Below are 23,164 nucleotides of genomic sequence, written 5' to 3' on the forward strand. Positions count from 1 at the left end.
TTTACAAGACTAGGTGGATAAATGCAAATTGAAGAATTCCTTTACCGAATCTTCATGACAGGTTTTACTTGCTGAAGTTGTTCATTCTGTATTCTAATATAATATATTCCTTCAGGTGCATCTTCTAGATTGCAGTCTACATCGTATTTGCCAGGAGATAATATAGTATTAAGAACTGTTTTTATCTGTGTCCCTTGATTATTTAAAATTTCTATCATAACGAATCCACCAAACGTCTCAAATTTGATTTTTGTGCTTTCAACAAAAGGATTTGGATAGGCGTATATCATATTTTTTCCCAGCGAATTATTTTTATCATGGGTCGCCGTGTTGAGGCAGTTGTTAGGATTAATAAAAGACAACTTCTGATAATTCTTAAAGAGTATTTTATCTATATCAGATGTAGGGACACAGAACCAATCTTCCAAAATAGATGCATACACAGATCTAAAATCATACTGCATAGGTAGATTTGAATTGACATTAGAGGCTGGATCAATAATCGGATTATTACCTAAAACGCCCCCATTTACTATTCCTCCAAATACAAATAATGGTTGTGCGGCACCATGATCTGTTCCTGCAGAGGATGTCGCAATAATACGTCTTCCAAATTCGGAAAAAGTCATACCTAAAACTCTATCCTCATGTCCCATCAACTTAAGATCATCCATAAATCCGCCCACCGCATCTGAGACTCCTTTCAGTAAATTGGCATGTACTCCGATGGTATGATCTGTTGCATCTACTTGCGCTGCATGAGTATCAAATCCTCCTGTACTCAACCAAAATATTCTTGTCTTACTTCCACCATCGATCAATTTGGCTACCATCGACAATTGTGTGCCCAATGTATAACCCAATTCTGAAGACTTTGGGTATTTTGTTGAAAGGTTGCGTCCTTTATCTCCCGCAGCCTGTACTGCATCTCCAAATTTGTCTGTTTGCCTAAGCACCTCCCTCGCATAAGCCAATTCCTTTCCCATATAGTCTTGTGTTACAGGATCAGAAAATAAATTACCCGTGAGATTCAGTGGATCTTTAGTATTATAAATCGATATTCCCATTGAGACGCCTAGGTTTTGTAATCCAAGAGTAATGGTTCCACCTAGTCTTATTGCCAATGGATCCGGCATTGTTGCATTTGGAAATCCAATAGGGTAATTAGGGTATTCATAGGATAAATAACGAGCCGCCCAACCTGAGTTTAATAGTTCATTGGCGTTAGCTCCGGATATCCAAATGTCTGCTGCACGAAAATGCGAATAGCTAAATTGAGGATAGCCAACACTTTGAATAATGGCCAATTTATTATCTAGGTATAAATTATGGAGAGCCCCAAGCGATGGGTGTAAACCTACCATGTCATTGGTTCCAGGAAGTTTTAAAACCTTAGATTCTGGAATTAAAATACTTTGTCTAATATTTGATTTAGATAAGACAGCATATTGATCTAAAGGAATTACGGTATTCAATCCATCATTTCCACCATTTAGTTGTATGATGACCAATACCTTATCCGATTCCAATAGCGATAATGTGATATCTGACAGCAATGGATTAGAGGCATATGCAGACATGGTGATACCACCTAAAGTAATCGGTACAGATTGTAAAAATTTTCTCCTTTTCATTCTTAAAAAAATTGCGAGAATTAAAATAAATTAACACAAATGATATTCAGCAGCTGACATCAAGTAATTAAATAAATTTTGCAACATCATGGGAACTTGTTTTGACTCTGGATCTGAAGTATTGGGGTCTGCTATATATCCATTCCAGGCATCTGTCCAGTAAGCATCACTGGATTGTCCCAACAATAAAAAGTTAGTCTTTAATGCTTTTTTAATGGAATCTGATATCGGAGGGGCTAAAATTATTTGCACTGCTTCATCTATTAATGCATTGGGATCAGATGGATTGTCAAATTTTTTAACCGTTTCAGCAAAATTCATTTTTACTAAAAATCCATAAGAAGGATTATTTGCAGGATCATAAGTGGCTTTTTTATCCAACGCAAAATTACTCCTGGTGATGGATTCATAAATCCCGCGCCTAAATGGATAACTTGTCGTATCAAACCACATTTCATGATACACAGGTTGTTGATAATAAGCAGGCCAACCCGCTACATCGGGAGGATTATTTATATCAAAACCCACATTCACCAATCCATTTCGAATGACAGACCACATGTAATACTGTGCTTCCAACTGATTGCTTTTTGGAAATGGAAATTCAATCTGTCTTACCATGCCCACACTAAAATCATTTGGACTTTTAATCATGCAAGCACGATGTATCGGTTTGAAAAAATAATCTGAACTGAAGAGAGCTTGCATTACAAACTTCATTTGCTCAGGATGATTTATATTGTTTCTAAAATCTCGGCAAGTGGTTCAATAACTTCAACTTCTATCTCTGCATTAATATCATAGTACACAAAAAAATTCCAAAGTCTCCTGCAAATATATTTAGACACCTCATCCTTATTAAAGATCATGTCGATCAATTGATCCAATTCACGCAATGATCTGTCTTTATCGGATAATATAGAACTATCCGGTGTGATTTGAAAATTATTATAAAAAGATGAAAAAGATTTAACTCCGGTATCGTGATTTTTTTGAATAAAATTCAATTGAGGTATGATATTCGTTTGAACACCATTGACATTTTGACTATATGTTACTGTCCACCCTGTAAGCACCCTGGCAGCGGCTTTCACATCATCCTCAGTGTAATTGGATGCCGGACCTTTTCCTAAGGTGAAGAGCTCCTGTAATTCTCTGGCGTAGTTTTCGTCGGGCGCAGTTTTGGTATTCTTTTCTCCGTTTAGGTATTTCAGCATTCCCGGATCCAGAGTAATTTCTTTGACCAACTGCTTGTAATTACCAAAAACATTTTGTCTATATAAGTTTTGTGTAAGGTACATGCTGTTGGCATTCTCCAATACTGCATCTTGTGTTACCAATAAGGTCTGATAAAACATGAGCATTTTCTCACTGAGTGTCCTGTCCTGATGAATCTGGAGACCGGTCCACCAGTTTTTAAGATTGGCCCTGCGATTATTGCCGGAACCCATTAAAAAATTAGTTTGTAGTGCTTTGTCGACCCACGTCTCGCCAAAAGGAACAACTGTCACTATTGTCCCCTTATCGTCGTATTTCTCCATCAAATCCTTACTGGGATCAGTATTTCCATAATAGGTTCTCAACGGAGGTTTGGGCAGCGGAGGAGTACCAGGAATTAATACATCTATTACTTCATTCAGGCTTTTACCTTTATAAAAATCAAGATCTGGCTTGCTCACTCCAAATAAAGTTCTCCGCAATAAATGCAGCAGCTCAGCTTTCTCAAAAATTCCGGTATACGGTTTGATTGTAGCCATAATTTGCTTTTCTTTAAATTTGACAGAGTATTTTTAAAAATTGTTGCCTATCCTCTAATTAATTTTGGAAATACTTCGCCAAATGGTGCAGCGGGGATTAACATTAATTTACGAACAACCGCTTTTTCAACTCCAATATAGAGATAAAACTTAACCCTTACTGGTTTTTTCAGATACTGATAAATTTAAAATAAAGAATAAAGAATCCTCACTCAACAATAGACCCGTTAGAAACCATGGGTATTTAACTTCAAATAATTATTTCCTATAATTAAGGGATATACGGAACTTAACAAATTCACGCAACTTTCCATTATATCGTTATCTTTACTCAATATGTTAACCATTATAAAGTTTAAAAATCTTAATCCCTAAATCTTAAAAAAATATATAAATTGAAAAAAACTTTTATTCTATTTTGTAGTCTTGCAATGCCAACCATTCTTCTGTCACAAGACTCCGTTTCAGAAAAAGAAGCAGAGGTACAGCAAACGATTGTTAAATTTTTTGAGGCCATTTCAAATAGGGATTCAACGAACCTCAAACATTACATTACGGATGATATCCTATTACTGGAATATGGGAGTTTATGGAATGTTGACACACTGATACAAAAAGCAATAAAATCAAATACATCAATTGACTTTAGCAGGAAAAATAATTTTAACTTTTTCCGAACGAATGTACATGGAAAAACCGCATGGGTAAATTACCATCTCTATTCTGACATTTTAAAAGATCGCAAACAATCTTCCGTGCATTGGTTGGAGACAGTTGTGCTGATAAAAGAAAAGCAGCGTTGGAAAATAAAACTTTTACACTCTACATTGATATCCCGAACATAAATCACAATAGATTATAAATAAATCATTTTTTTGAATACGCAAATTCACCAGTGTAAATTTATCTCATGTTTCGCATTAGGGTTTCGGTATGTAAAGTAAATGTCTAAATAAGACAGGTGCTCCCATGAATGGACGATCTTTGATTACCATCAAAAAGACGAAGAGCAATTCATTAAGTGAATGATTTTTCTGACCATTTACGGACATGTTTGATAGTGGGACAATTCTGCCTGACTGCTTGTGACATGCAGATGAGAAGGAGGGGTATCGGTTTTTGTTCTTGTATTTGAAAATATTTTACTTGCAATAGAAATTGCAATGTATAAAATGGGATAAAGATTACCTAAATTATCGTTAGTGCCAAACCAATATATAATGCACCTTTAAATAGGTTAAAAAATTTAAAATATGGCAACCAACGATTTGGACATCATTTATCTTACTCAATAAGATTAATCCGGAGTCCGAATTTTTTTACATTTTTGTAACTAAATCCCGGATTTTGGAAAACAAGAATATTGGCCATAAGCACCCCTTCAATATGATCGTCATCGTAGCTGCGCTGGGCTATTTTGTTGACATCTATGATTTAATCCTATTTGGTATTGTCAAGGATCCTAGTCTAAGAGACCTTGGAGTGGCTGATGGGGACATGTTCTCTGTGGGTTCATACCTCCTGAACATGCAAATGATAGGTATGCTACTTGGCGGGATAGTTTGGGGTATTATGGGGGACAAAAAAGGGAGATTATCCACTTTGTTCCTGACCATTCTGATGTACTCCCTTGCCAACATCGCCAATGGATTCGTTCAGACAGTAGAACAGTATGCCTGGGTGAGGTTTATTGCAGGGTTAGGATTAGCTGGTGAACTTGGCGTTGGCATTACATTGGTTTCTGAGGTAATGACCAAGGAAAGACGCGGCATGGGTGCAAGCATTGTATCCGGCATTGGGATTATAGGAGCTGTTTTGGGATTTTTAGTAGCCGATGCATTTGATTGGCGCATTGCCTATTACGTAGGTGGTGGATTGGGTCTGGCCTTACTGGTACTCCGGATCAGTGTTTATGAATCGGGCATGTTCCATCGGGCCAAAGAAGAGAACGTAAAGCGAGGTGACTTTTTATCCCTTTTTACGGACAGCAAGCGGTTTCTAAAATATTTATTGTGCATTCTTGCTGGAGTGCCGGTATGGTATGCGATAAGCCAATTGGCTATCAATGCCTCAGCCTATGCCAAAACAGGTCTGGTGAATGGTACTATTGTCGGGGCTCAAGCGGTGACATTGCATTATATTGGTGCTTCTATTGGTAGCATATTGTTTGGCTACATCAGTGAGCGTTTTAGATCCCGCAAAAAAGCCCTGTTGCTTTCTGTTGCACTCATGGCTGCATGCATGCTGACTTATTTCTTAAATACCCAGACAAGCCCCGGCATTTTTTATTCAGTCATAGGATTGATGGGAGTATCCATGGGAGGATTGTGGTCGATCTTCATGGTTTCTGCCTCTGAACAATTCGGAACAAATTTAAGGGCGACTGTTACCACCACTGCACCAAATTTTGTGCGCGGCACGACCGTACTCATCAGTATTTGTGTCTCGACTTTGGTGCCGTCTATAGGACTGTTGTCTGCAGGATTTTATGTCGGGATAGTTTGTGTGGTGGTGTCGTTGTTAGCCATCTTATATTCAACAGACACCTATGGTAAGGACCTGGATTATCATGAACTGAGTTAGGTAAAAAAATCTTGAATATTCAGAACCGCAGCCTCCGCGCTGCGGCGTGTAATAAATATTTGCGCATTCTTTAATTATGTAAAATGCAATTCATCGTATGGTGGGATGAAAATCGTGACCAACGTCACGATTTAATGAAGGATCCACAGCCTCCGCGCTGCGGCGTGTACTCTGTTTATGAAAAGATTTAACGTAGAAAAAGTAAGGCTTGAAAAATTCTTGAATAAAAAAAGCCTTTAACTCAGTTAAAGGCTTTTCCACAAGTACCCCGTAGATGACTGAACGATCATCACACCAGCCAATTCATTGGCTGGTGTGATGAAAATCGTGACCAACGTCACGATTTAGTGAAGGAACCGCAGCCTCCGCGCTGCGGCGTGTACTCTGTTTATGAAAAGATTTAACGTAGAAAAAGTAAGGCTTGAAAAATTCTTGAATAAAAAAAGCCTTTAACTTAGTTAAAGGCTTTTTAAGTACCCCGTAGGTGACTGAACGATCATCACACCAGCCAATTCATTGGCTGGTGTGATGAAAATCGTGACAAACGTCACGATTTAGTGAAGGAACCGCAGCCTCCGCGCTGCGGCTTGTACTCTGTTTATAAAAGATTTAGGAGTAGAAAAAGTAATAAGGCTTGACAAAGCTTTGAATAAAAAAAGCCTTTAACTTAGTTAAAGGCTTTTTAAGTACCCCGTAGGGGAATCGAACCCCTCTTACCAGAATGAAAATCTGAGGTCCTAACCGATAGACGAACGGGGCAGATTTTCTAAAAGAAGGGCAAAGATATGCTTTTATCAAAATTGTGGTAAACTTTTTGCAGGAAATTGAATTCTATAAGCATAAAAAATATTGAATCATTTCCCAATTATGAAAAAAAGAATAGCCATTAATGGTTTTGGACGAATAGGACGACTGACATACAGGGCTTTAAGAAACCGACCCGATGTAGAAGTGGTCGCCATTAACGACTTAACCGATAACCCTACCCTCGCTCATTTACTTAAATATGATACCGCCCATAGAAAGATGAATGCCATTATCTCTGCGGGGGAAAATTACATAGAAGTAGACGGCTATAAAATTCTGGCATTTGCAATTAAAGATCCTCTGGCTCTACCCTGGAAAGATCTGGATATTGATATTGTGCTCGAATGCACTGGGATATATCTTACTTCTGAAGCAGCAGGGGCTCATCTAAAAGCCGGCGCGAAAAAGGTTATCCTTTCCGCTCCTCCTAAGGATGATTCCATTCCAACTTTTGTTTTTGGGGTAAATGATCATGAGCTTACCGCAGAGCATAACATTCTATCCAATGCCTCATGTACCACCAATTGTTTTGCCCCTATTGTTAAAATACTTAACGAAACCTGGGGATTGCAGTTTGCCAACATGAACACCATACACGCTTATACCCAGGATCAAAGATTGCAGGATGCGCCCCACAAAGACCTTAGAAGAGCACGAGCTGCTGCTTTGAATGTGATACCAACGAGCACTGGTGCAAACAAGGCAGTATCTGAAGTATATCCACCCATTAAAGGGAAATTATTTGGCTCGTCCTATCGGGTTCCTGTGATTACGGGTTCTATGATCGAGGTATTTTGCTCTTTTGAAAAAAATACGACCGCTGATGAAATTAATCAGAAATTTAAAGAACTGGCTGAAGGTCCACTAAAAGGAATATTGGAATACACGACTGACCCATTGGTATCCAGCGACATTATCGGGAACAACCATTCGGCCATTTTTGATTCAGAGCTCACCGAATGCAAGGGCAATTTGGCTAAAATTGTAGCCTGGTACGACAATGAAAATGGTTATTCAAACCGACTGGCAGACATGTGTGTTAAACTTGCTTCATTAATTTGATGGGATATGAAAAACTGGAAACTGGAAGGTAAAATAGTTTTGCTTCGCGTTGATTTCAACGTGCCCATTGATAAGGGAATCATCACCGATGATACAAGGATCGTAAAATCATTGATCACGATCAAACAGCTTTTGGAAGGCAATGCAAAATTGGTGATCATGTCACATTTGGGACGGCCGCTAAAATCCTTACTTCCGGATGGCCAATTGGACAAAACCAAATTTTCATTAGCCCCGGTTGCTAAAAGATTGAGTGAACTTTTAGGCCGGGATGTATTATTTTCTTCAGATTGTGGCGGGGCAGATACAAAAGAAAAATTAAGTTTATTACAAGCGGGCCAGATTCTGTTGCTAGAGAATACCAGATTTTATAAACTGGAAGAAAAAGGTGATCCCGCATGGGCAGAAGAATTGGCACACATGGGTGATTATTATATTAATGATGCATTTGGTGCTGCGCACCGAGAACACGCCACTACAGCCACCATAGCCCGTTTCTTTGATAAAAATCACAAAGGCTTTGGATTATTGATGGATGCAGAACTTCAAAATGCAGCCAAAGTCATACAGCATCCTGAAAAACCACTTACAGCTATTGTCGGCGGAGCTAAGGTTTCTGATAAAATCGAACTCATTTCTAATCTAATTGACAAATGCGACAACATTTTAATTGGTGGTGGAATGGCGTATACTTTTTTTGCAGCTCAGGGACATTTCGTGGGAAATTCCATATGCGAAACAGACAAATTGGAATTGGCTAAAGAGCTTTTGGAAAAAGCAAGGTTAAAAGGGGTTAAACTATTGTTACCTCTGGATTCCATAGCGGCTGATTCATTCAACAATGAAGCAAAAACCATAACCACCACCGATGCCAATGTACCGGATGGATACATGGGTCTTGATATTGGGCCGGAAACCATTAAATTATTTAATAAAACCATCCTGGAATCCAAAACCATTGTTTGGAATGGTCCTATGGGTGTTTTTGAAATGTCCAGTTTTGAAACCGGGACTCGTAACATTGCAATAACTGTTGCGGAGGCAACCAAAAAAGGAGCATTTTCACTTATTGGAGGTGGCGATTCCGTTGCTGCCATCAATAAATATGGACTTGATGACGAGGTCAGTTTTGTCTCCACAGGAGGCGGAGCGATGTTGGAATTATTGGAAGGCAAAGTATTGCCCGGGGTTGCTGCGATCCTGCAGGAATAAGACTTTTATTGAAGGTAAATTTCTCTTCACGGTTGGTAATTTTACATCATTCCTTTACCAGTTGAATTTTTGGTCTCGAATTCGGTTTTGAGTAATGAAAATATTAAAGAATCAAATATCTGATCCTTCCAGTGATAATGTTGTCTCAGATAGCCCTCCTGCTTAAATCCGAATTTCTGTAAAATCTTTAATGAAGCCACATTTTCAGGACCGGTACAAGCTTCTATTCTGTTTAAATTCATTTTTTGAAATCCATATTCCAAAATTGGTTTGACGGCTTCTGTCATGAATCCTTTTCTCTTTGAATCTTCCTCATGCAAATGGTATCCCAGTTCAGCTCTGAAATGAACAGGATTCCAATTGTGAAATCCGGCACCACCAAGAATTATATTTGAATTTTTTTCAATCAATTGAAAGTGTACCAAACTACGGTTGTACATGGAATATCCTTGCTCAAATTTTTGCTTTTCCTTCAAAAATTCCTCATCAGAATGTAGACCCAGTTCTTCTTGTATTTTTTGCTTTGGGAAATTTTCAAAAATAAATTGGTAATCTTCCGGAGTCAGTTTTCTAAGAATTAACCGATCGGTAAAAATTTTTTCAAACTCCATCCAAATTAACTATTTGTTAAAAAAAAAATGAAAGGCAATTTTGAAAAATAATCAACGAATCAAGCTTACCGTTCCAACTTTTTTATCATTAATAACACCCGGACAACTTCTGATACTGGCCTGAATAAGATAGATGTAACTTTCCATCAGATCGTCATTTTTAGGAATCCATGCCTCGCGGTAATTATTGGATTCATACATTTTATGCCCCCAACGATTGTACACTAAAAATTTAAAAGAATTTATTTTACTTTCAAATTTAGGATCTATAACTGGCTTGAGATGATCGTTCAACTGATCTCCATTAGGAGTAAAGGTATTGGGCATCTGAAAGATTTCATTTGCGGTAAGCTTGTCCAACACTAAAACAGTATCGACTACTGATTCACACACATTGCTCACAGTAACGATGTACACTCCGGGACTGTCAACTTTAATTACATTGGTTCTTGCTCCATTGTTCCAGAAATAATTATTTTCAATGTTCTCAATTGCCTCAAGTTTAAGTCCGGCAATAAAACAGGTATCTTTGGTATCAACCTGATTTTGATTCAATGGTGCAATTTCCCTTACTAGTATGGAATCTGTGACTGGGCCGCATTCACTTTCTGCATTGATTACATACCATCCGGGTACACTTACCTCTATACTGAATGTATTGTTTCCATTGTTCCATTTAGGATTGTTAAGGCCGGAAGGATTTACAGCAATGCTCTGAGATCTACCCTTGCAAATGGATATTTCATCTTCAAGCAGGTTACTCAGCTTTTCTTTTTGAACTACTTGCATACTGTCTCTTATGGGAGGGCAATCTTTTCTGACTTTAGTCTCTACCCAAACTAATGAATCTGTACTTGCAATCTCAATACTGTCAGCAGTGCTCCCGTTGCTCCATAATACTTGTCGGCCAACGGCGCCGGCAGCAATTCCGATCTTTTGTTTTCCACCTGAACAAATTTCCACTTTATCAGGCAACAGGTTGGCAATTGGATTGATTAAACTGATCACCACATCATCTACAATGGCGTAACAATAAATGGCGCTCCCGGATCTTTTCTTGCCCACAAAGAGCGTGTCACCTTTTGATAAATCTTTAAATCTTCCGATCACTAAATGATCCTCTCCACCACAGGCTATGTAGCGAAATTTATATTGCTTGTATTTACCTAATGGGAGAAAATCTTGATCTGCAGTGACCAATTGAGGGGTGAGTTGTTTCAAAGGTTCTGATTGTTGATACAGAGGGATTCCTTGCTGAAAGTAAAAACCTATTTCATCTGTAGAAAATTCTGAATCTCCGGAAACTCCGAGGTAACAGCTCAGTTCATATTCCGCTCCCGCCTGAAGTGGTGCATCCAATACATTTCCCAGATATTCAAATTTGCCAAAATTATAAAAACCCCCATGCCTTCTGCCGGAATGAGGAGTCTCCTGCCGGATGTCCGAAGTGCCAAACGTTACCCCAAACCAATCCACAGGTTTGTTTGAATTGCCGGTAAAATTAAATTCCACTCCGGAATTTCCAAATTGACCGCACTTATCGCATTTCTCAAATCCGGGATTACTTATCAGATTTTGTGCGCAAGCAAATGCCATAAAGAAAACGAGGAAAAACAAAGTGAAAATTATCCTCATATTATAATTAGTATTAATATGTATAAATTAAGTTGCCATGCAATGTTACTGAATATTTTGGTTTTGTTAAGGGATTTCTATCTTTGGCAAATGAAAAATCCAAATCGTGGACATCTTGTTGAAGGTAAGGCTACTCCAAGGGGTAAATTTCCGCACATCAGAAGAGCCGGAGATTTTCTATTTGTGTCCGGGACCAGCAGCAGGAGACCTGACAATAGTTTTGCAGGTGCAGAAGCGGATGAATTTGGGACAACCAATCTCGACATTCGGATTCAGACCCAGGCGGTTATTGAAAACATCAGAGACATTCTGAAAAGCGAAAATGCTGAATTAAGCGATATCGTTGAGATTACCACGTTTCTGGTTTCTATGAACGACTTCAAGGGATACAATGAAGTGTATAACTCTTTTTTTTCCTATGATGGCCCAACCAGGACCACTGTTGCGGTACACCAACTTCCACATCCTCATTTACTCATCGAAATTAAGGCGATTGCCTACAAACCTTTATGAGCAACGAAAAAAAATACACTTCCATTCACTATGGTTCCTACCTTGGATTGGATAAAATTTTGGATGCACAACACCCACGTTCGAAAGAATTGGGAAAGGAAGCACACGAAGAAATGTTCTTCATTATTATTCATCAGGTATATGAATTATGGTTCAAGCAAATTCTGCATGAAACTGAATCCGTAATGAATTTATTCCGTACCAACAATGTGGATGAAAAAAACATCGATGTTGCCGTATCCCGCCTGGAAAGAGTGAACGAAATTCTCAAACTGCTCATCCAGCAAATCAAGGTATTGGAAACCATGACGGCCATTGACTTTCTGGATTTCAGGTCTTACCTTTTTCCGGCTTCGGGTTTCCAGAGTTTCCAATTCAGAAAACTGGAAGTCATGCTAGGACTTAAAATTGAAAAGCGAATCAGCTATACTCCTTACAAATATTACCATGAGTTTGACGAAGAGCAACAAAAGCAAATAGAGCATTTAGAAAGTGCACAAAGTCTTTTTAATCTGATCGAATCATGGTTAGAAAGAACACCATTTCTTAATGCAGAAAACTTTGAATTCAAATCAAAATACCAACAGGCAATCAGCAACATGTTGCAAAGAGAACGTGAAGCCATCGCGCAATCTGATTATCTAAACGAACATGAAAAGGCGATGAGGTTAAAAATGAATGGTGATACTGATACCTACTTTGCAAATATTTTCAACGAAAATTTTCATAATACCCAAATGGAAGAAGGTAAGATCAGATTGTCTTTCAAAGCTACCATTGCCGCTTTACTCATCAAACTTTACGGTACAGAACCGATACTTCAACTCCCATCCAGATTAATTGATGTAATTACCGAAATGGATGAATTACTGACCAATTGGCGCTACCGACATGCGCAAATGGTGATGAGAATGCTTGGGCGAAAAACTGGAACGGGCGGATCTTCAGGTCACGAATACCTAATGGAAACCGTAAAAAAACATCAAATTTTTATTGACTTTCACAACATCTCTACTTTGCTTATCCCCAGATCAGAGCTGCCTGAACTTCCAAAAGATCTGAAAAGAAATCTTGGTTTTTACTACAACCATTCTTAAAAAAATAGTTTTGAAAAAAATTGACATTCACACCCACATCATGCCAGAGCATCTCCCTCCCTGGGCAGAAAAATTTGGATATGGTGGATTTGTAAAATTGGAACATCACGCAGCTTGCAGGGCCAAGATGATGATTGACAATAATTTTTTTAGGGAGGTGCAGAGCAATTGTTGGGATGCCTCAACTAGATTAATAGATATGGATCAATACGGAATTCAAATCCAGGTACTCAGTACCATTCCGGTATTATTTTCTTATTGGGCCCAACCATTAGATGCTTATGATATTTCAAGGTTTTTAAATGATCATTTGGCAGATGTGGTCAGGAGGTATCCGGAAAGGTTTATTGGTCTTGGTACATTGCCAATGCAGGATCCATCTTTGGCTATTCAGGAAATGGAACGATGTGTGCATGAACTTGGACTTGCCGGAATTGAAATTGGCTCACACATCAACGATTGGAATCTGAATGATCCCGCTCTTTTGGAATTTTATGCAGCAGCAGAAGAAATGGACGCATGCTTATTTGTACATCCCTGGGATATGGTGGGTAAGGAAAAAATGCCTCGTTACTGGTTACCCTGGTTGGTAGGTATGCCAGCTGAGACTTCCCTTGCGATCTGTAGTATGATTTTCGGTGGAATTTTTGAAAAATTTCCTAAACTCAGGGTTGCATTTGCACATGGTGGAGGGGCTTTCCCGGGTTCATACGGTAGAATTAAACACGGTTTCGAAGTAAGACCCGATTTAATGGCCATTGACAATCCTCATCATCCGGATAAGTATCTGGGAAAATTTTGGGTAGATTCACTTGTGCATGATGAAGACATGCTCCTCAAACTAATCCATCTTTTTGGTATAGACAAGGTTTCTCTAGGTTCAGATTACCCATTTCCTTTAGGCGAGCTTAATCCTGGCAAACTCATCTCCACTTCCGGCCTGAATCTGGATGAAAAATCCTGGCTCAACTATCGGGCTGCAGAAGCCTGGTTAGGGGTTTCGGATGTCTTAAGTGCATATTAAACTTTAGTAATAATTTCTCAGGCAGGTTTTTTCCAACCCCACTTATTCAGAATCTCTTGTACATAGTGCATTTTTACCGGTTCTCTGTGTTTTTTTGAAAATTCAGTATGAAACCTGTGTTTACTTAAAAAATTCACCTGGAGACGATCCCATTCTTCTTCATTTTTTATGACCTTATAAGCTAAAAATTCTTTATAAAGAGTGTCGCCAATTTCATAAAATTTATCCGTCCCAACATAATCAAGGTCTGCATCACAAAGTATTCTTTCCAAAATTGTATGCGGCTGCTGCGGAATTTGTGTAGCCATGATCATACCTTTTATAATTTGTAAATCTGCTTTACTATATCCCCATTCAGGTAAAATCTTTTCTGCAAATTGAAACGATTCTGCTTCATGATCATTGTAAGTTCTGGAAATACCAACATCATGGATTAACGCAGCTGTTCTCAACAGCAAAGCATCCTTTCCCGTGATCTTTAGCCTCCTCAAATGTTGTTCGCAAACTTCCATTACATGCAAAGTGTGATGCACTCCATGATAGGTAAGATTACCTGGGAGCTCACGGTTTAATGTATCCAAAACATATTCTTTTAGTTTTTTTATATTCTTCATGAAAACCTAATAATCGTATAACAGTGATCAAAATAATAACTAATAAATTTCAAATAAAAATCAATAATTACTTCTCTCTTAAAACTTATAACATCTTATTTACTTTAATAGTAAAAAATTAAAAATTTATACAGACTCAGGTGATGATTTATCTACCTTCGATGGATCTTCGTCCAAATGAAAACCACCCAATCCCCATGCCTCAAACAATTTGGCATCTATAAAAAAATCCTTCTTTCGATCCGGAGTTTTTATAAAGTTACTTAAATCTCTTTGATGCAATTGGCTGAGAATGGTTTTTGAGAATGCAACTAATGGTGGTTCATTTGGGTGTTTTTCAAGAAATGAAGTAAGATCGAATTTATATCTAAGAAATGCATTTCCCAATTTATTGACCCAATTACTTATAAATCCGGACGCCTCCTTTTCGCTAAAATTTCTCCATTTCTTACCTGCAAAAAACAATTGAATAACTGAGGCCAAAATTCGAGCCCCCACACTTGGCGTATGTAAGCCCAAGGATTTGAAAACCTTAGAGTCATAGATGAGATATAAGGTCAAATCTTCTAAAGTAGTTTGCTTCAACGGCATTCCGGTAATTTCATTCATCGCACCCAATAAAGCCTTGGTAAGATCCGGGCCATATGCATTATCCTCTGACACATTTCTATCATAAATGGCTCTGTACAAATCATGGGCATCTTCCAGACTGTCCGGCATCAATTGCTCGCTGATTCCTAATGCCAGGCCAATCATTTTCCAGGTGTGTACAAAGGCCCTACGTTCTGCATCTGTAAGATTAATGCCAAACTGATCTAAACCTTCAATGATTGCAACAGAAAATAGCAAATTGGTAAATACCAAATCCTCTTGATTGATGGGAATGCCAAAAACGCTTTGATCCCATTTTCGATCAGGATTGGTATTGTTCAATAATGCATATCTCATACCGGCATGCATGAGTCTAACTTTCTGAATACTTTCTATTCCTTTTTTATCCGGCATATACCAGTCGGGAGTGCTGACTGCAAATATAAACTGCGCGGTTTCCATCACTCTTCGCGCAGCAAACTCCTCGAGCAAACGAGTGCTGTGCAAAACTTTACTTGGTTTAGGACACATATATCCTGTCGGCAGTGATTTAAAAAACAAAAGACTTACTATCACAAATCCATATTGTTCAAAGACTTTTGCATAAATCTCAAATTGCTTCTTATCCTCTTCCGTAATTGCAATGTTAAGCCGATCTGTGGATTTGAAATAATATTCAAGTTTGGCCAAATCCTCATCACTAAAATCAATATGCAGACCTTCTACCAATGAAATATCTACTGGCATATGATGATTCTTGCTGATATATTTTATATCGTCTATAATGTTTCGATCCCTGTTCTCCCATAAAACTTTTGCCGCCGTATCTGCGACAGGATCACCTTCCTCTCGCATCAAATTAAGAAATTCATCGTTCCATTTCAAACTGGCCATAGTCTTTTATTTATTTTAATTTTAAAATATATATTTTTTCTAATATCAACACAACCAAATTACTTTTAAATCTGTACGTAATACATGTCCAACTCATCTTTGTATTTCATTTTAATCTTACCTCGATGTTCACAATTAAAATGATCTTTGATCAATTCGAATGTAGTTTTTGAAAGATTGACCTTGCCAGGCTCACATACCGTCTGAAGTCTTGAAGCGGTATTCACAGAGTCTCCCCAAATATCATACGCAAATTTATTTAACCCAACCACCCCGGCTACTACCGGACCTGTGTGCAATCCTACTCTGATTCTGCAAAAAGGTTGTCCTGCCTTTAAGTGCTCAGCATTGTATTGCTCAACAAATTGAACAATTTCAACAGCAGCTTTTACCGCGTTAATTGCATGTTCCGGATTATAATTAGGCAGACCACTGACACACATGTAGGCATCCCCTATTGTCTTTATTTTTTCAATATTGTATTTATCTATGATGCGATCAAATGCTTTGTAAAAATAATCTACAAATTCAACAATTTCTTCAGGACTAAGAGCCTCTGACATCATCGTGAATTTCTCAAAATCCGAAAACATAATGGTGACACTTTCATGTCTTCGCGGCTTACTGCTTCCGTGAGATTTTAGCTCTTGTGCAATTTCATCCGGCAGGATATTCAGTAATAAAGCATCCGTTTTTCTCTTTTCTTCTTCAAGCTCTAATTTTTGTTTTTCAATGGTTGAAGTTCTTTCCAAAACTTTTAGTTCAAGATTTTGGTACAATTGAGCATTCTCAATTGAAACTGCCATCTGTCCACTTAATAAATTCAACAATTCCAATCTTCCTCTGGTAAATGCATGGCTGCTGTCCTTATTATCCAAATATAGAATTGCGGTCATTTCTCCTTTACTCAAAATTGGCATACATAGCAAAGATCTTGTGCCCAATAATTTAAGTTGGGCATCATTCGAATACAGTGGATCTTGTCGGACATCATCCAGAATGATTATTTCTTTGGTGTTATTTACTTTACGCACAATTGCCCGGGAAACAAAATCCACTTCATCAATCAAGTAAGATTTAATTTCACAAACATTCGCATTGATCATTCGGCTACTTGCATCCAAATAGATCTGATTATTGCGGTGTCTAAAAAGAAAACCATTCTGAGCCCCTGCATTTTCTATAACGATAAGCAATAATTTTTCAAGCAAATTTTCCAGAACGACTTCTCCGGAAAGTGAAGAGGAAGCTTTCAAAATACTTTCCAAATCAATCATACTGGAACTAATAACCGAACTTTTCTCTTTACTATGGATATCCAGAAAAGGATAGTTTCTAAGCAACGACCGAACTTTCCCAACAGCTTTCCAATTCTGATATTCTATTAAAGCCAGATGCATTAATTTTTCGAATGGCTCAGTTTCCTTCAATCTTAAATGCATCGCCGCAGTACGTTCATAAATAATTGCAGACATATACCTCACATCTGCATCCTGTGATGACTTTAAGGCTTTAGAATAATATTCCTTTGCCTGTTCCACTTGGCCTTCAATGGAGCTGAGTTCAGCCATTGCCAACAAGTATCTAGACTCATAATTTTCAGGTGAGGCTTTTGCCCAGTTTTCAAGAACTTTCAAATTTTTCCTCCCCTGATCTTTTTGTGATTTGCTAAGGTGTCGTGAATCCAATACACAAGCAAGAGAAGCCAGGCAACTAAAAACAGTATGTTCTCCCCACTCAGGAAGTCCGGGTACTGACTTGAGTAGTGGCTGCGCTCTTTCTGCCCAAGAGGCAGACATGCTGAAGTCCGACATAAAGTAATGGTACATCGATTTGGCAATGCAATAATTTGCCATTGGAAGCGGCAAGTTTTGTTCAGAAATTAATTGTTCATAATATTTTTCCTGATCCAAATCTTTTACATAAGGCCCAAAAACTTTTTCCTCTGCCCTGAAATCCCCCAAATCAGTAATCAATCTGGCCCAGGCCAACATCTGGTGGGTGGACACAATGGATTGAATTCTTCCCGAAAATTGTAAATAGCCAATTAGTTTTTCATATACAGTATCCAAATCCTCCCCCATTAAAAACTGACTTCTGTTCAAAAAGGAAAGAGCATATCCTGCATAAATAATATCATTTGACTCAAGCCCAACATTATATCCCTCACGCAGATTGTGAATCGTATTTTTAAATGACATTTGCCAATGCTCTACACAACCCACTGCAATGACCAATACTTTGGACCGGAGACTCTTGTCTTGAAACTTTTCATTTAACGCAATTCCCAATTTGGCAAAATTGTAGCCGCCTTTATAATCCTTCAACTGTGCGCTTAATACGTATCCATAAAATGCATATGCAAGTGCCGATTCTATAGAATTACCATATCTAACAGATAAGTTGACCATCCGTAGAATTTTGAAGGCCAATAAATTTTCTTTCTGCAATAAATAAACAGGCCCCCACAGGTTCATGAGAATTTTCATCATGAGCTTTTTCTCCGGAGATTCCATATCCCGGTTTTTCAAAAGGTCATCAGTGGATTTGTTGCGCAACAGAAATTTTACGGTCAACAATTCCTTCATAACATGAAAGGTATTCGCATTTAACGGCAGATGCATTCCCAAAAGTTTTAGCCCTTGTTGGGCTGCTTCCAGCGCCAATTCATGCCTTTGTGTATTCTCATACAATGCCATTTTTTTGCAAAGTATATCTGCCTTGTTCAGGTTGGAGTTTGCATTTTGAAGAGCTTTATTAAACAATTCTTCAGAAGCTTGATAATTGCCTATAAGATATTCCACTTCAGACCTACCAATCAACAAATCTTTAAAAAGTTCAGTATTCTGATCTCCGGAAATCATATCCATTCCTATCGTATAGTGATAAAGCGAAGGTCTTAAAGCATTATTTTTGGCAGCCTTCGTCGCTGCTTTAAGATTAAATTCCGCCAATTCCTTGCGTTCTCTTGCTGATGTGATCAAATCACGGCCTGTGTTGATGTGATTAAGCACATCGAAAAAATTCTCTTCAAATTCATCATCTTTCAATTTTGCCAAGAGCATTCTTCCAATCCACAAGTGGGTTGATTTTTTTTCTGTCTCGGGAATCATTGCATAAGCAGCCTGTTGAATTCTGTCATGCTGAAATCGGAATCTAAAATTACTATCCGGCTTTTCCGCAAGTGAAAATTCCTCCCATAATGTATCGTGATGATACTTGATCCACTGTCCGATTGGATTGATAAAATCTGCATTTACACTTTCCCATAACAATTCTGCCAACTCATTCTTGGTCCTCTCCGATATAATGGAAAGTGTATCTAAATCAAATGTATTGCCTATACAAGCTGCAAGGCTGATAATTTCCTGGGCTACATCGGATAATTTTTTTAATTTTAATAAAATCAGATCCACCACATAGTCCGTAAGTTCCAAGGCAGCGATAGATTTTAAATCCCATATCCAGGATCCTAAATCCACATCAAAGTATATGCGTTTTTCCTCCACTAACTTTTCAATAAACTGCTTGACAAAAAAAGGATTACCCCTCGTTTTAGTCATGATCAGTTCGGTGAGTTCTTCAGTAGTTTTTGAATTCAGGTGTAAGGAATCTGAAATAAGATGATTGATGTCTTCAAAAGTCAGTTCATGAAGCTGGAGTCTGGTGATTCTATGCGCAGATTCCTTCTCAAGGAATTTCAAAGTCATCATCAAAGGATGTGATTCATCCACTTCATTATCTCTATAAGCACCAATCAAAAGAATATTTTTCAAAGAATGGTGCATCATTGAGGATATCAGATCAAGAGATCCGCTATCGGCCCATTGAAGATCATCGATAAAAATTACAATAGGTTGTCCCTCTTCTTCAAGAATAGATAAAAAAGAAATAAATGCTTCGAAAAATCTCTTCTTTCCTTCAAGTGGGCCCAACTCTAAAAGTGCTTCCTGAGGACCTGTGAGTTTTTCAAATTCAGTAATGATCCCGGTGAGTACTGCACAATTGTCTCCTAAGAAACTCTTGATGGCATTTTTCCAACGATTAATGTCTTCGTCTTTGCCAGATAACATTTGTTGAATCAACATGTTGAAAGCTGACCCAAATGCACTGTATGGACTTTCGCGGTTGAATTGATCAAATTTGCCGCTGATAAAATATCCATTGGATTCCAGAACAGGCTTCCTTATTTCATTGATCAATCTGGTCTTACCTATTCCGGAATAACCTGCCACAAGAAACCACTCCATGGGATTTTTCCTAACACCTTCCCAGGCTTTAACCAATAGAGCTAATTCCTGATTCCGACCATACATTTTTTCCGAAAGTATAAACGAACTGGACTGATCCTTACTGGCAAGTGAAAAATCATCTATTCTCCCATTTAATTGCCATTCCTTAGTGCAATTCTCCAGATCAAGAATAATTCCCTCTTCACTTTGGTACCGGTCCTCAGCATTTTTTGACATTAGCTTCATTACAATGTCATTGATTACCGGAGGTATTCCGGCTTGTATATGCTTTGGCTCTATGGGTTTTTTTGCAATGTGTGCGTGAATAAGCTCTAACGAATCTGTAAAATTAAAAGGTTTTCTCCAACATAAAATCTGGTAAAACATGACTCCAAGCGAATAATAGTCAGCACGGTAATCCACTGTTCTTCCTATTCTTCCGGTTTGCTCCGGGGCGATATGCCACAATGGTCCATAATATACAAACTCTGAACCAAACTCTAACCGCTCTCTGTTGAGTCTGCTGGCCGAACCCAAAGAACAAATTCTCATTTCCAATGTCTCGGGAGAAACCAAAATATTCTCCAAAGTAAATTCTTTTATGATCAGCTTATTGTTATGTAAAGTCTTCAGTAATTTAGTTAATCTGATGGCCAACTGTAAAAATAGTGGAATACTGAATTCCTTGGAAAGTAGATATTTCTCCAGTGGTATTCCATTAAAATATTCTTTATAAATCATGAACCCGTCATCCGTACGGACCATTTCCAAAGATTTTAGAATTCCGGCACTGGCTATTGATCTTCCAATCTCAAAATCATTCTTTAAATACACCATGTCATCAATAGAAGGGAATTCGTTTTTTAGAATGCCCACATAAACTTTAGTGTCTGAATTTTCAGGTAACCATTCAAAATAATTGCAAAAGAAAGTTTCAAATTTTACCTGAGACTTAAGAAATGGTCTGTTCATGTTTATGCATTTTCTTTTTTAACAAACTTCATAATCCGGTATGTACTTAGGTTTTTTCTAAAGCAGTGGTATTGATAATAGGTGGACCATACATTTTGTCCATGTAATTTATTTCTTCGGCCAAATGCACGCAAAACACTATGACATATTATCCCCGGAAAAAAACAATAATAAAGTCTGTTAATGGTTTTCCGGACATTCAAGCTGATGTCTTTGTCCACTTCCACTTCTAATCCCAGCTTTTCTGCAATTTGAATGAAGTCTTCATGAAAAGAGAAGGATGGAACCGCCCAAGAATTGGCCCAGTTTTGTATAAGCTTTTCATCTTCCAGATCCAGTAGGGGTTTTGATTTAAAAAAATCTGCAACCACTAATCTGCCTCCCGGTTTTAAAACTCTGGCAGCTTCTGCTAGAAAATCTGCTTTGTTTTCCGCATGACAGATACTTTCAATGCCAAAAACACCATCAAAAAATTCATTTTTAAAATTAGTATTACAAAAGTTTTGGACAGAAAAATCCACAGTCCCCTTGAGATTAACTTTTTGGAGTGATTTTTTTTGGGCTTCGTTCATTTGATTTTGGCTAAGGGTAATGCCGAAAACTTCCGCCTTATATTTCAGAGCGGTGTATAAACTTGTACCCCCTACCCCACAGCCTGCATCCAAAATCCTGTTTCCTTCCTTGACTTCTAAATGTTCCAGGACCAGGTCATTCATATTTCTTAGCGCTTCCCGCAATAACCTCGTGTCGTGTTTCCAATAACCATAGTGAAGTGCGGATTGATCGTCCAAATGCCAAAGTAATTTATAATCCCTCTCGCACTGATCATAATAAGCTACAATATCCTGCTCGCTAATGCCTGATTGCATACAAAATGGTTTGGTATATGGTGGTTAATCCGGCTTTGAAACCAAATTCTTGTAAATATAACCTTTTTAGGATTTATTTATCTGGTTTTGAAATCTGATGGTATTCTTTTAAAATCCATCAAGCATGGTTGGTACGAATATTAATGTTTCTTTTTGAGTTTTACAATCCCTCCGGATACCTCCTTAATGCTGTTTATGTATATAAATGCGGTTGGGTCTATGGCATAAATCGCCTTTTTCAAACGATGAATCTCAAGTCTGGTAACAATGGTGACCACAATTTGTGTAGGATGACTGACCTCAAAACTTCCGGGTAAATATCCTCTTTCGCCGTGATATACCGAAATGGCTTTATTGTAATCATTTACAATGCAGGACTTAATTTCTTCATATTTAGCACTGAGAATTGTTAGCGCAGTATACTCTTCAAAACCATCTACAACATAATCTGAGGTTTTCATGGCAGTAAAATACGTCACCAAACTGTACATCCCAGTTTCAATTCCAAAGAAATAAGCAGCTGCCAGAATGATTGCAGAATTGATTAACATAACTACTTCACTGGTGGTAAATCCTATTTTACGCGTGGTATAATCCGCAATCACTTCCATCCCATCAATAACTCCTCCACCCTTTATGACAAACCCTACACCTAGTCCGATAAAAAAACCACCAAAAATAGCAATCAGAACTTTGTCGTCGGTAATGGCTGGAATTTCAAGAAAATTCATACCCCCTATCAATAAAACCACAGCCATTGTAGTCTGTATGGCAAAGGTTTTTCCAATCTTATAATAACCAATATAAATGAATGGAATATTCAAAACCAATAGGATTAACCTGATATCCAAATGAAAAATCTCATGAAAGAGTATAGACAAACCAATAACACCTCCATCCAGAAAGCGGTTTGGAATCATAAATCCCTTGAAGGCTATAGTCGCCATGAACACCCCAAGAAAAATAAAAAATAAAGAGTGCAAGGAAAATATCCTTCCCCAATCTATCTGATCTTCCAAGCGGATCCTGTTCTTTTCCTGAGTCTTCATGCAACACA

General features: G+C 38.0%; 17 protein-coding genes and 1 tRNA gene. 7 read left to right on the plus strand and 11 right to left on the minus strand.

The genetic code is table 11. From position 1 onward, the window contains the following. Positions 1 to 41 precede the first annotated feature (41 nt). From IPJ83_15050 to IPJ83_15060, 3 genes are read right to left on the minus strand one after another with little or no spacing between them, the layout of a single operon-like run. The gene (locus IPJ83_15050) at positions 42 to 1,634 is read right to left on the minus strand and encodes a DUF1501 domain-containing protein (GenBank protein ID MBK7881855.1); all 1,593 of its coding nucleotides are present in this window, start codon (positions 1,632 to 1,634) and stop codon (positions 42 to 44) included. 30 nt (positions 1,635 to 1,664) lie between these two features. After that, complete coding sequence (locus IPJ83_15055) at positions 1,665 to 2,342, minus strand: DUF1800 family protein (GenBank protein MBK7881856.1); 678 nt, start codon at positions 2,340 to 2,342, stop codon at positions 1,665 to 1,667. Positions 2,343 to 2,368: 26 nt separating this feature from the next. After that, the gene (locus IPJ83_15060; GenBank protein ID MBK7881857.1) at positions 2,369 to 3,391 is read right to left on the minus strand and encodes a DUF1800 family protein; all 1,023 of its coding nucleotides are present in this window, start codon (positions 3,389 to 3,391) and stop codon (positions 2,369 to 2,371) included. 395 nt (positions 3,392 to 3,786) lie between these two features. Between IPJ83_15060 and IPJ83_15065 the strand changes: the two genes are divergently transcribed. Both IPJ83_15065 and IPJ83_15070 read left to right on the plus strand, forming a co-directional pair. Continuing rightward, positions 3,787 to 4,236 (plus strand): nuclear transport factor 2 family protein, encoded by a 450-nt coding sequence (locus tag IPJ83_15065; GenBank protein ID MBK7881858.1) that lies wholly within the window; start codon positions 3,787 to 3,789, stop codon positions 4,234 to 4,236. A gap of 541 nt (positions 4,237 to 4,777) precedes the next feature. After that, the gene (locus tag IPJ83_15070; GenBank protein ID MBK7881859.1) at positions 4,778 to 5,974 is read left to right on the plus strand and encodes an MFS transporter; all 1,197 of its coding nucleotides are present in this window, start codon (positions 4,778 to 4,780) and stop codon (positions 5,972 to 5,974) included. 687 nt (positions 5,975 to 6,661) lie between these two features. On the opposite strand, the gene IPJ83_15075 is transcribed toward IPJ83_15070, so the two are convergent. Then, positions 6,662 to 6,733: transfer RNA gene (locus IPJ83_15075), tRNA-Glu, on the minus strand. 108 nt (positions 6,734 to 6,841) lie between these two features. Between IPJ83_15075 and gap the strand changes: the two genes are divergently transcribed. Together gap and IPJ83_15085 are read left to right on the plus strand one after the other, a co-directional pair. After that, positions 6,842 to 7,843 carry a type I glyceraldehyde-3-phosphate dehydrogenase gene (gap, locus tag IPJ83_15080; protein ID MBK7881860.1) on the plus strand — a complete coding sequence of 334 codons (1,002 nt, stop codon included), beginning with the start codon at positions 6,842 to 6,844 and terminating at the stop codon, positions 7,841 to 7,843. 6 nt (positions 7,844 to 7,849) lie between these two features. Beyond that, entirely contained in the window at positions 7,850 to 9,055 is a 1,206-nt protein-coding gene (locus tag IPJ83_15085; GenBank protein MBK7881861.1) for a phosphoglycerate kinase, read from the plus strand. A 41-nt stretch (positions 9,056 to 9,096) separates the two neighbouring features. On the opposite strand, the gene IPJ83_15090 is transcribed toward IPJ83_15085, so the two are convergent. Beyond that, complete coding sequence (locus IPJ83_15090) at positions 9,097 to 9,666, minus strand: GNAT family N-acetyltransferase (GenBank protein ID MBK7881862.1); 570 nt, start codon at positions 9,664 to 9,666, stop codon at positions 9,097 to 9,099. Positions 9,667 to 9,717: 51 nt separating this feature from the next. After that, positions 9,718 to 11,301 (minus strand): gliding motility-associated C-terminal domain-containing protein, encoded by a 1,584-nt coding sequence (locus IPJ83_15095; protein MBK7881863.1) that lies wholly within the window; start codon positions 11,299 to 11,301, stop codon positions 9,718 to 9,720. A 90-nt stretch (positions 11,302 to 11,391) separates the two neighbouring features. Between IPJ83_15095 and IPJ83_15100 the strand changes: the two genes are divergently transcribed. From IPJ83_15100 to IPJ83_15110, 3 genes are read left to right on the plus strand one after another with little or no spacing between them, the layout of a single operon-like run. Continuing rightward, positions 11,392 to 11,814 carry a RidA family protein gene (locus IPJ83_15100; protein MBK7881864.1) on the plus strand — a complete coding sequence of 141 codons (423 nt, stop codon included), beginning with the start codon at positions 11,392 to 11,394 and terminating at the stop codon, positions 11,812 to 11,814. Next, positions 11,811 to 12,911 (plus strand): hypothetical protein, encoded by a 1,101-nt coding sequence (locus IPJ83_15105; protein ID MBK7881865.1) that lies wholly within the window; start codon positions 11,811 to 11,813, stop codon positions 12,909 to 12,911. Before IPJ83_15100 ends, IPJ83_15105 begins: the two co-directional genes overlap by 4 nt. 40 nt (positions 12,912 to 12,951) lie before the next feature. Continuing rightward, complete coding sequence (locus tag IPJ83_15110) at positions 12,952 to 13,935, plus strand: amidohydrolase (protein MBK7881866.1); 984 nt, start codon at positions 12,952 to 12,954, stop codon at positions 13,933 to 13,935. A 17-nt stretch (positions 13,936 to 13,952) separates the two neighbouring features. Here IPJ83_15110 and IPJ83_15115 read toward each other — a convergent pair whose 3' ends face one another. From IPJ83_15115 to IPJ83_15135, 5 genes are all read right to left on the minus strand, one after another. Further along, positions 13,953 to 14,549, minus strand: coding sequence for an HD domain-containing protein (locus IPJ83_15115; protein ID MBK7881867.1), 597 nt, complete (start codon positions 14,547 to 14,549; stop codon positions 13,953 to 13,955). A gap of 126 nt (positions 14,550 to 14,675) precedes the next feature. Beyond that, a complete protein-coding gene (locus IPJ83_15120; GenBank protein ID MBK7881868.1) occupies positions 14,676 to 16,034 on the minus strand; it encodes a DUF2236 domain-containing protein in 1,359 nt (452 codons plus the stop codon). Positions 16,035 to 16,099: 65 nt separating this feature from the next. Continuing rightward, positions 16,100 to 21,238 carry an AAA family ATPase gene (locus IPJ83_15125; GenBank protein MBK7881869.1) on the minus strand — a complete coding sequence of 1,713 codons (5,139 nt, stop codon included), beginning with the start codon at positions 21,236 to 21,238 and terminating at the stop codon, positions 16,100 to 16,102. A gap of 2 nt (positions 21,239 to 21,240) precedes the next feature. Beyond that, positions 21,241 to 22,107: a class I SAM-dependent methyltransferase gene (locus IPJ83_15130; protein MBK7881870.1), complete on the minus strand. Its 867-nt coding sequence runs from the start codon at positions 22,105 to 22,107 to the stop codon at positions 21,241 to 21,243. Positions 22,108 to 22,247: 140 nt separating this feature from the next. Further along, on the minus strand, positions 22,248 to 23,156 hold the full coding sequence (locus IPJ83_15135) for a YitT family protein (GenBank protein ID MBK7881871.1): 909 nt from the start codon (positions 23,154 to 23,156) through the stop codon (positions 22,248 to 22,250). Positions 23,157 to 23,164: the final 8 nt, after the last annotated feature.

Source organism: Candidatus Vicinibacter proximus (assembly GCA_016713905.1).
Lineage (GTDB): Bacteria > Bacteroidota > Bacteroidia > Chitinophagales > Saprospiraceae > Vicinibacter > Vicinibacter proximus.

What these genes read in the sequence shown, in the direction of transcription:
- IPJ83_15130 (MBK7881870.1), bottom strand. Translation starts at nt 22,107, where the DNA reads ATGCAATCAGGCATTAGCGAGCAGGATATTGTAGCTTATTATGATCAG.
- IPJ83_15085 (MBK7881861.1), top strand. Translation starts at nt 7,850, where the DNA reads ATGAAAAACTGGAAACTGGAAGGTAAAATAGTTTTGCTTCGCGTTGAT.
- IPJ83_15050 (MBK7881855.1), bottom strand. Translation starts at nt 1,634, where the DNA reads ATGAAAAGGAGAAAATTTTTACAATCTGTACCGATTACTTTAGGTGGT.
- IPJ83_15095 (MBK7881863.1), bottom strand. Translation starts at nt 11,301, where the DNA reads ATGAGGATAATTTTCACTTTGTTTTTCCTCGTTTTCTTTATGGCATTT.
- IPJ83_15120 (MBK7881868.1), bottom strand. Translation starts at nt 16,034, where the DNA reads ATGGCCAGTTTGAAATGGAACGATGAATTTCTTAATTTGATGCGAGAG.
- IPJ83_15070 (MBK7881859.1), top strand. Translation starts at nt 4,778, where the DNA reads ATGATCGTCATCGTAGCTGCGCTGGGCTATTTTGTTGACATCTATGAT.
- IPJ83_15090 (MBK7881862.1), bottom strand. Translation starts at nt 9,666, where the DNA reads ATGGAGTTTGAAAAAATTTTTACCGATCGGTTAATTCTTAGAAAACTG.
- IPJ83_15135 (MBK7881871.1), bottom strand. Translation starts at nt 23,156, where the DNA reads ATGAAGACTCAGGAAAAGAACAGGATCCGCTTGGAAGATCAGATAGAT.
- IPJ83_15105 (MBK7881865.1), top strand. Translation starts at nt 11,811, where the DNA reads ATGAGCAACGAAAAAAAATACACTTCCATTCACTATGGTTCCTACCTT.
- IPJ83_15110 (MBK7881866.1), top strand. Translation starts at nt 12,952, where the DNA reads ATGCCAGAGCATCTCCCTCCCTGGGCAGAAAAATTTGGATATGGTGGA.
- IPJ83_15100 (MBK7881864.1), top strand. Translation starts at nt 11,392, where the DNA reads ATGAAAAATCCAAATCGTGGACATCTTGTTGAAGGTAAGGCTACTCCA.
- IPJ83_15125 (MBK7881869.1), bottom strand. Translation starts at nt 21,238, where the DNA reads ATGAACAGACCATTTCTTAAGTCTCAGGTAAAATTTGAAACTTTCTTT.
- IPJ83_15055 (MBK7881856.1), bottom strand. Translation starts at nt 2,342, where the DNA reads ATGCAAGCTCTCTTCAGTTCAGATTATTTTTTCAAACCGATACATCGT.
- IPJ83_15060 (MBK7881857.1), bottom strand. Translation starts at nt 3,391, where the DNA reads ATGGCTACAATCAAACCGTATACCGGAATTTTTGAGAAAGCTGAGCTG.
- IPJ83_15115 (MBK7881867.1), bottom strand. Translation starts at nt 14,549, where the DNA reads ATGAAGAATATAAAAAAACTAAAAGAATATGTTTTGGATACATTAAAC.
- gap (MBK7881860.1), top strand. Translation starts at nt 6,842, where the DNA reads ATGAAAAAAAGAATAGCCATTAATGGTTTTGGACGAATAGGACGACTG.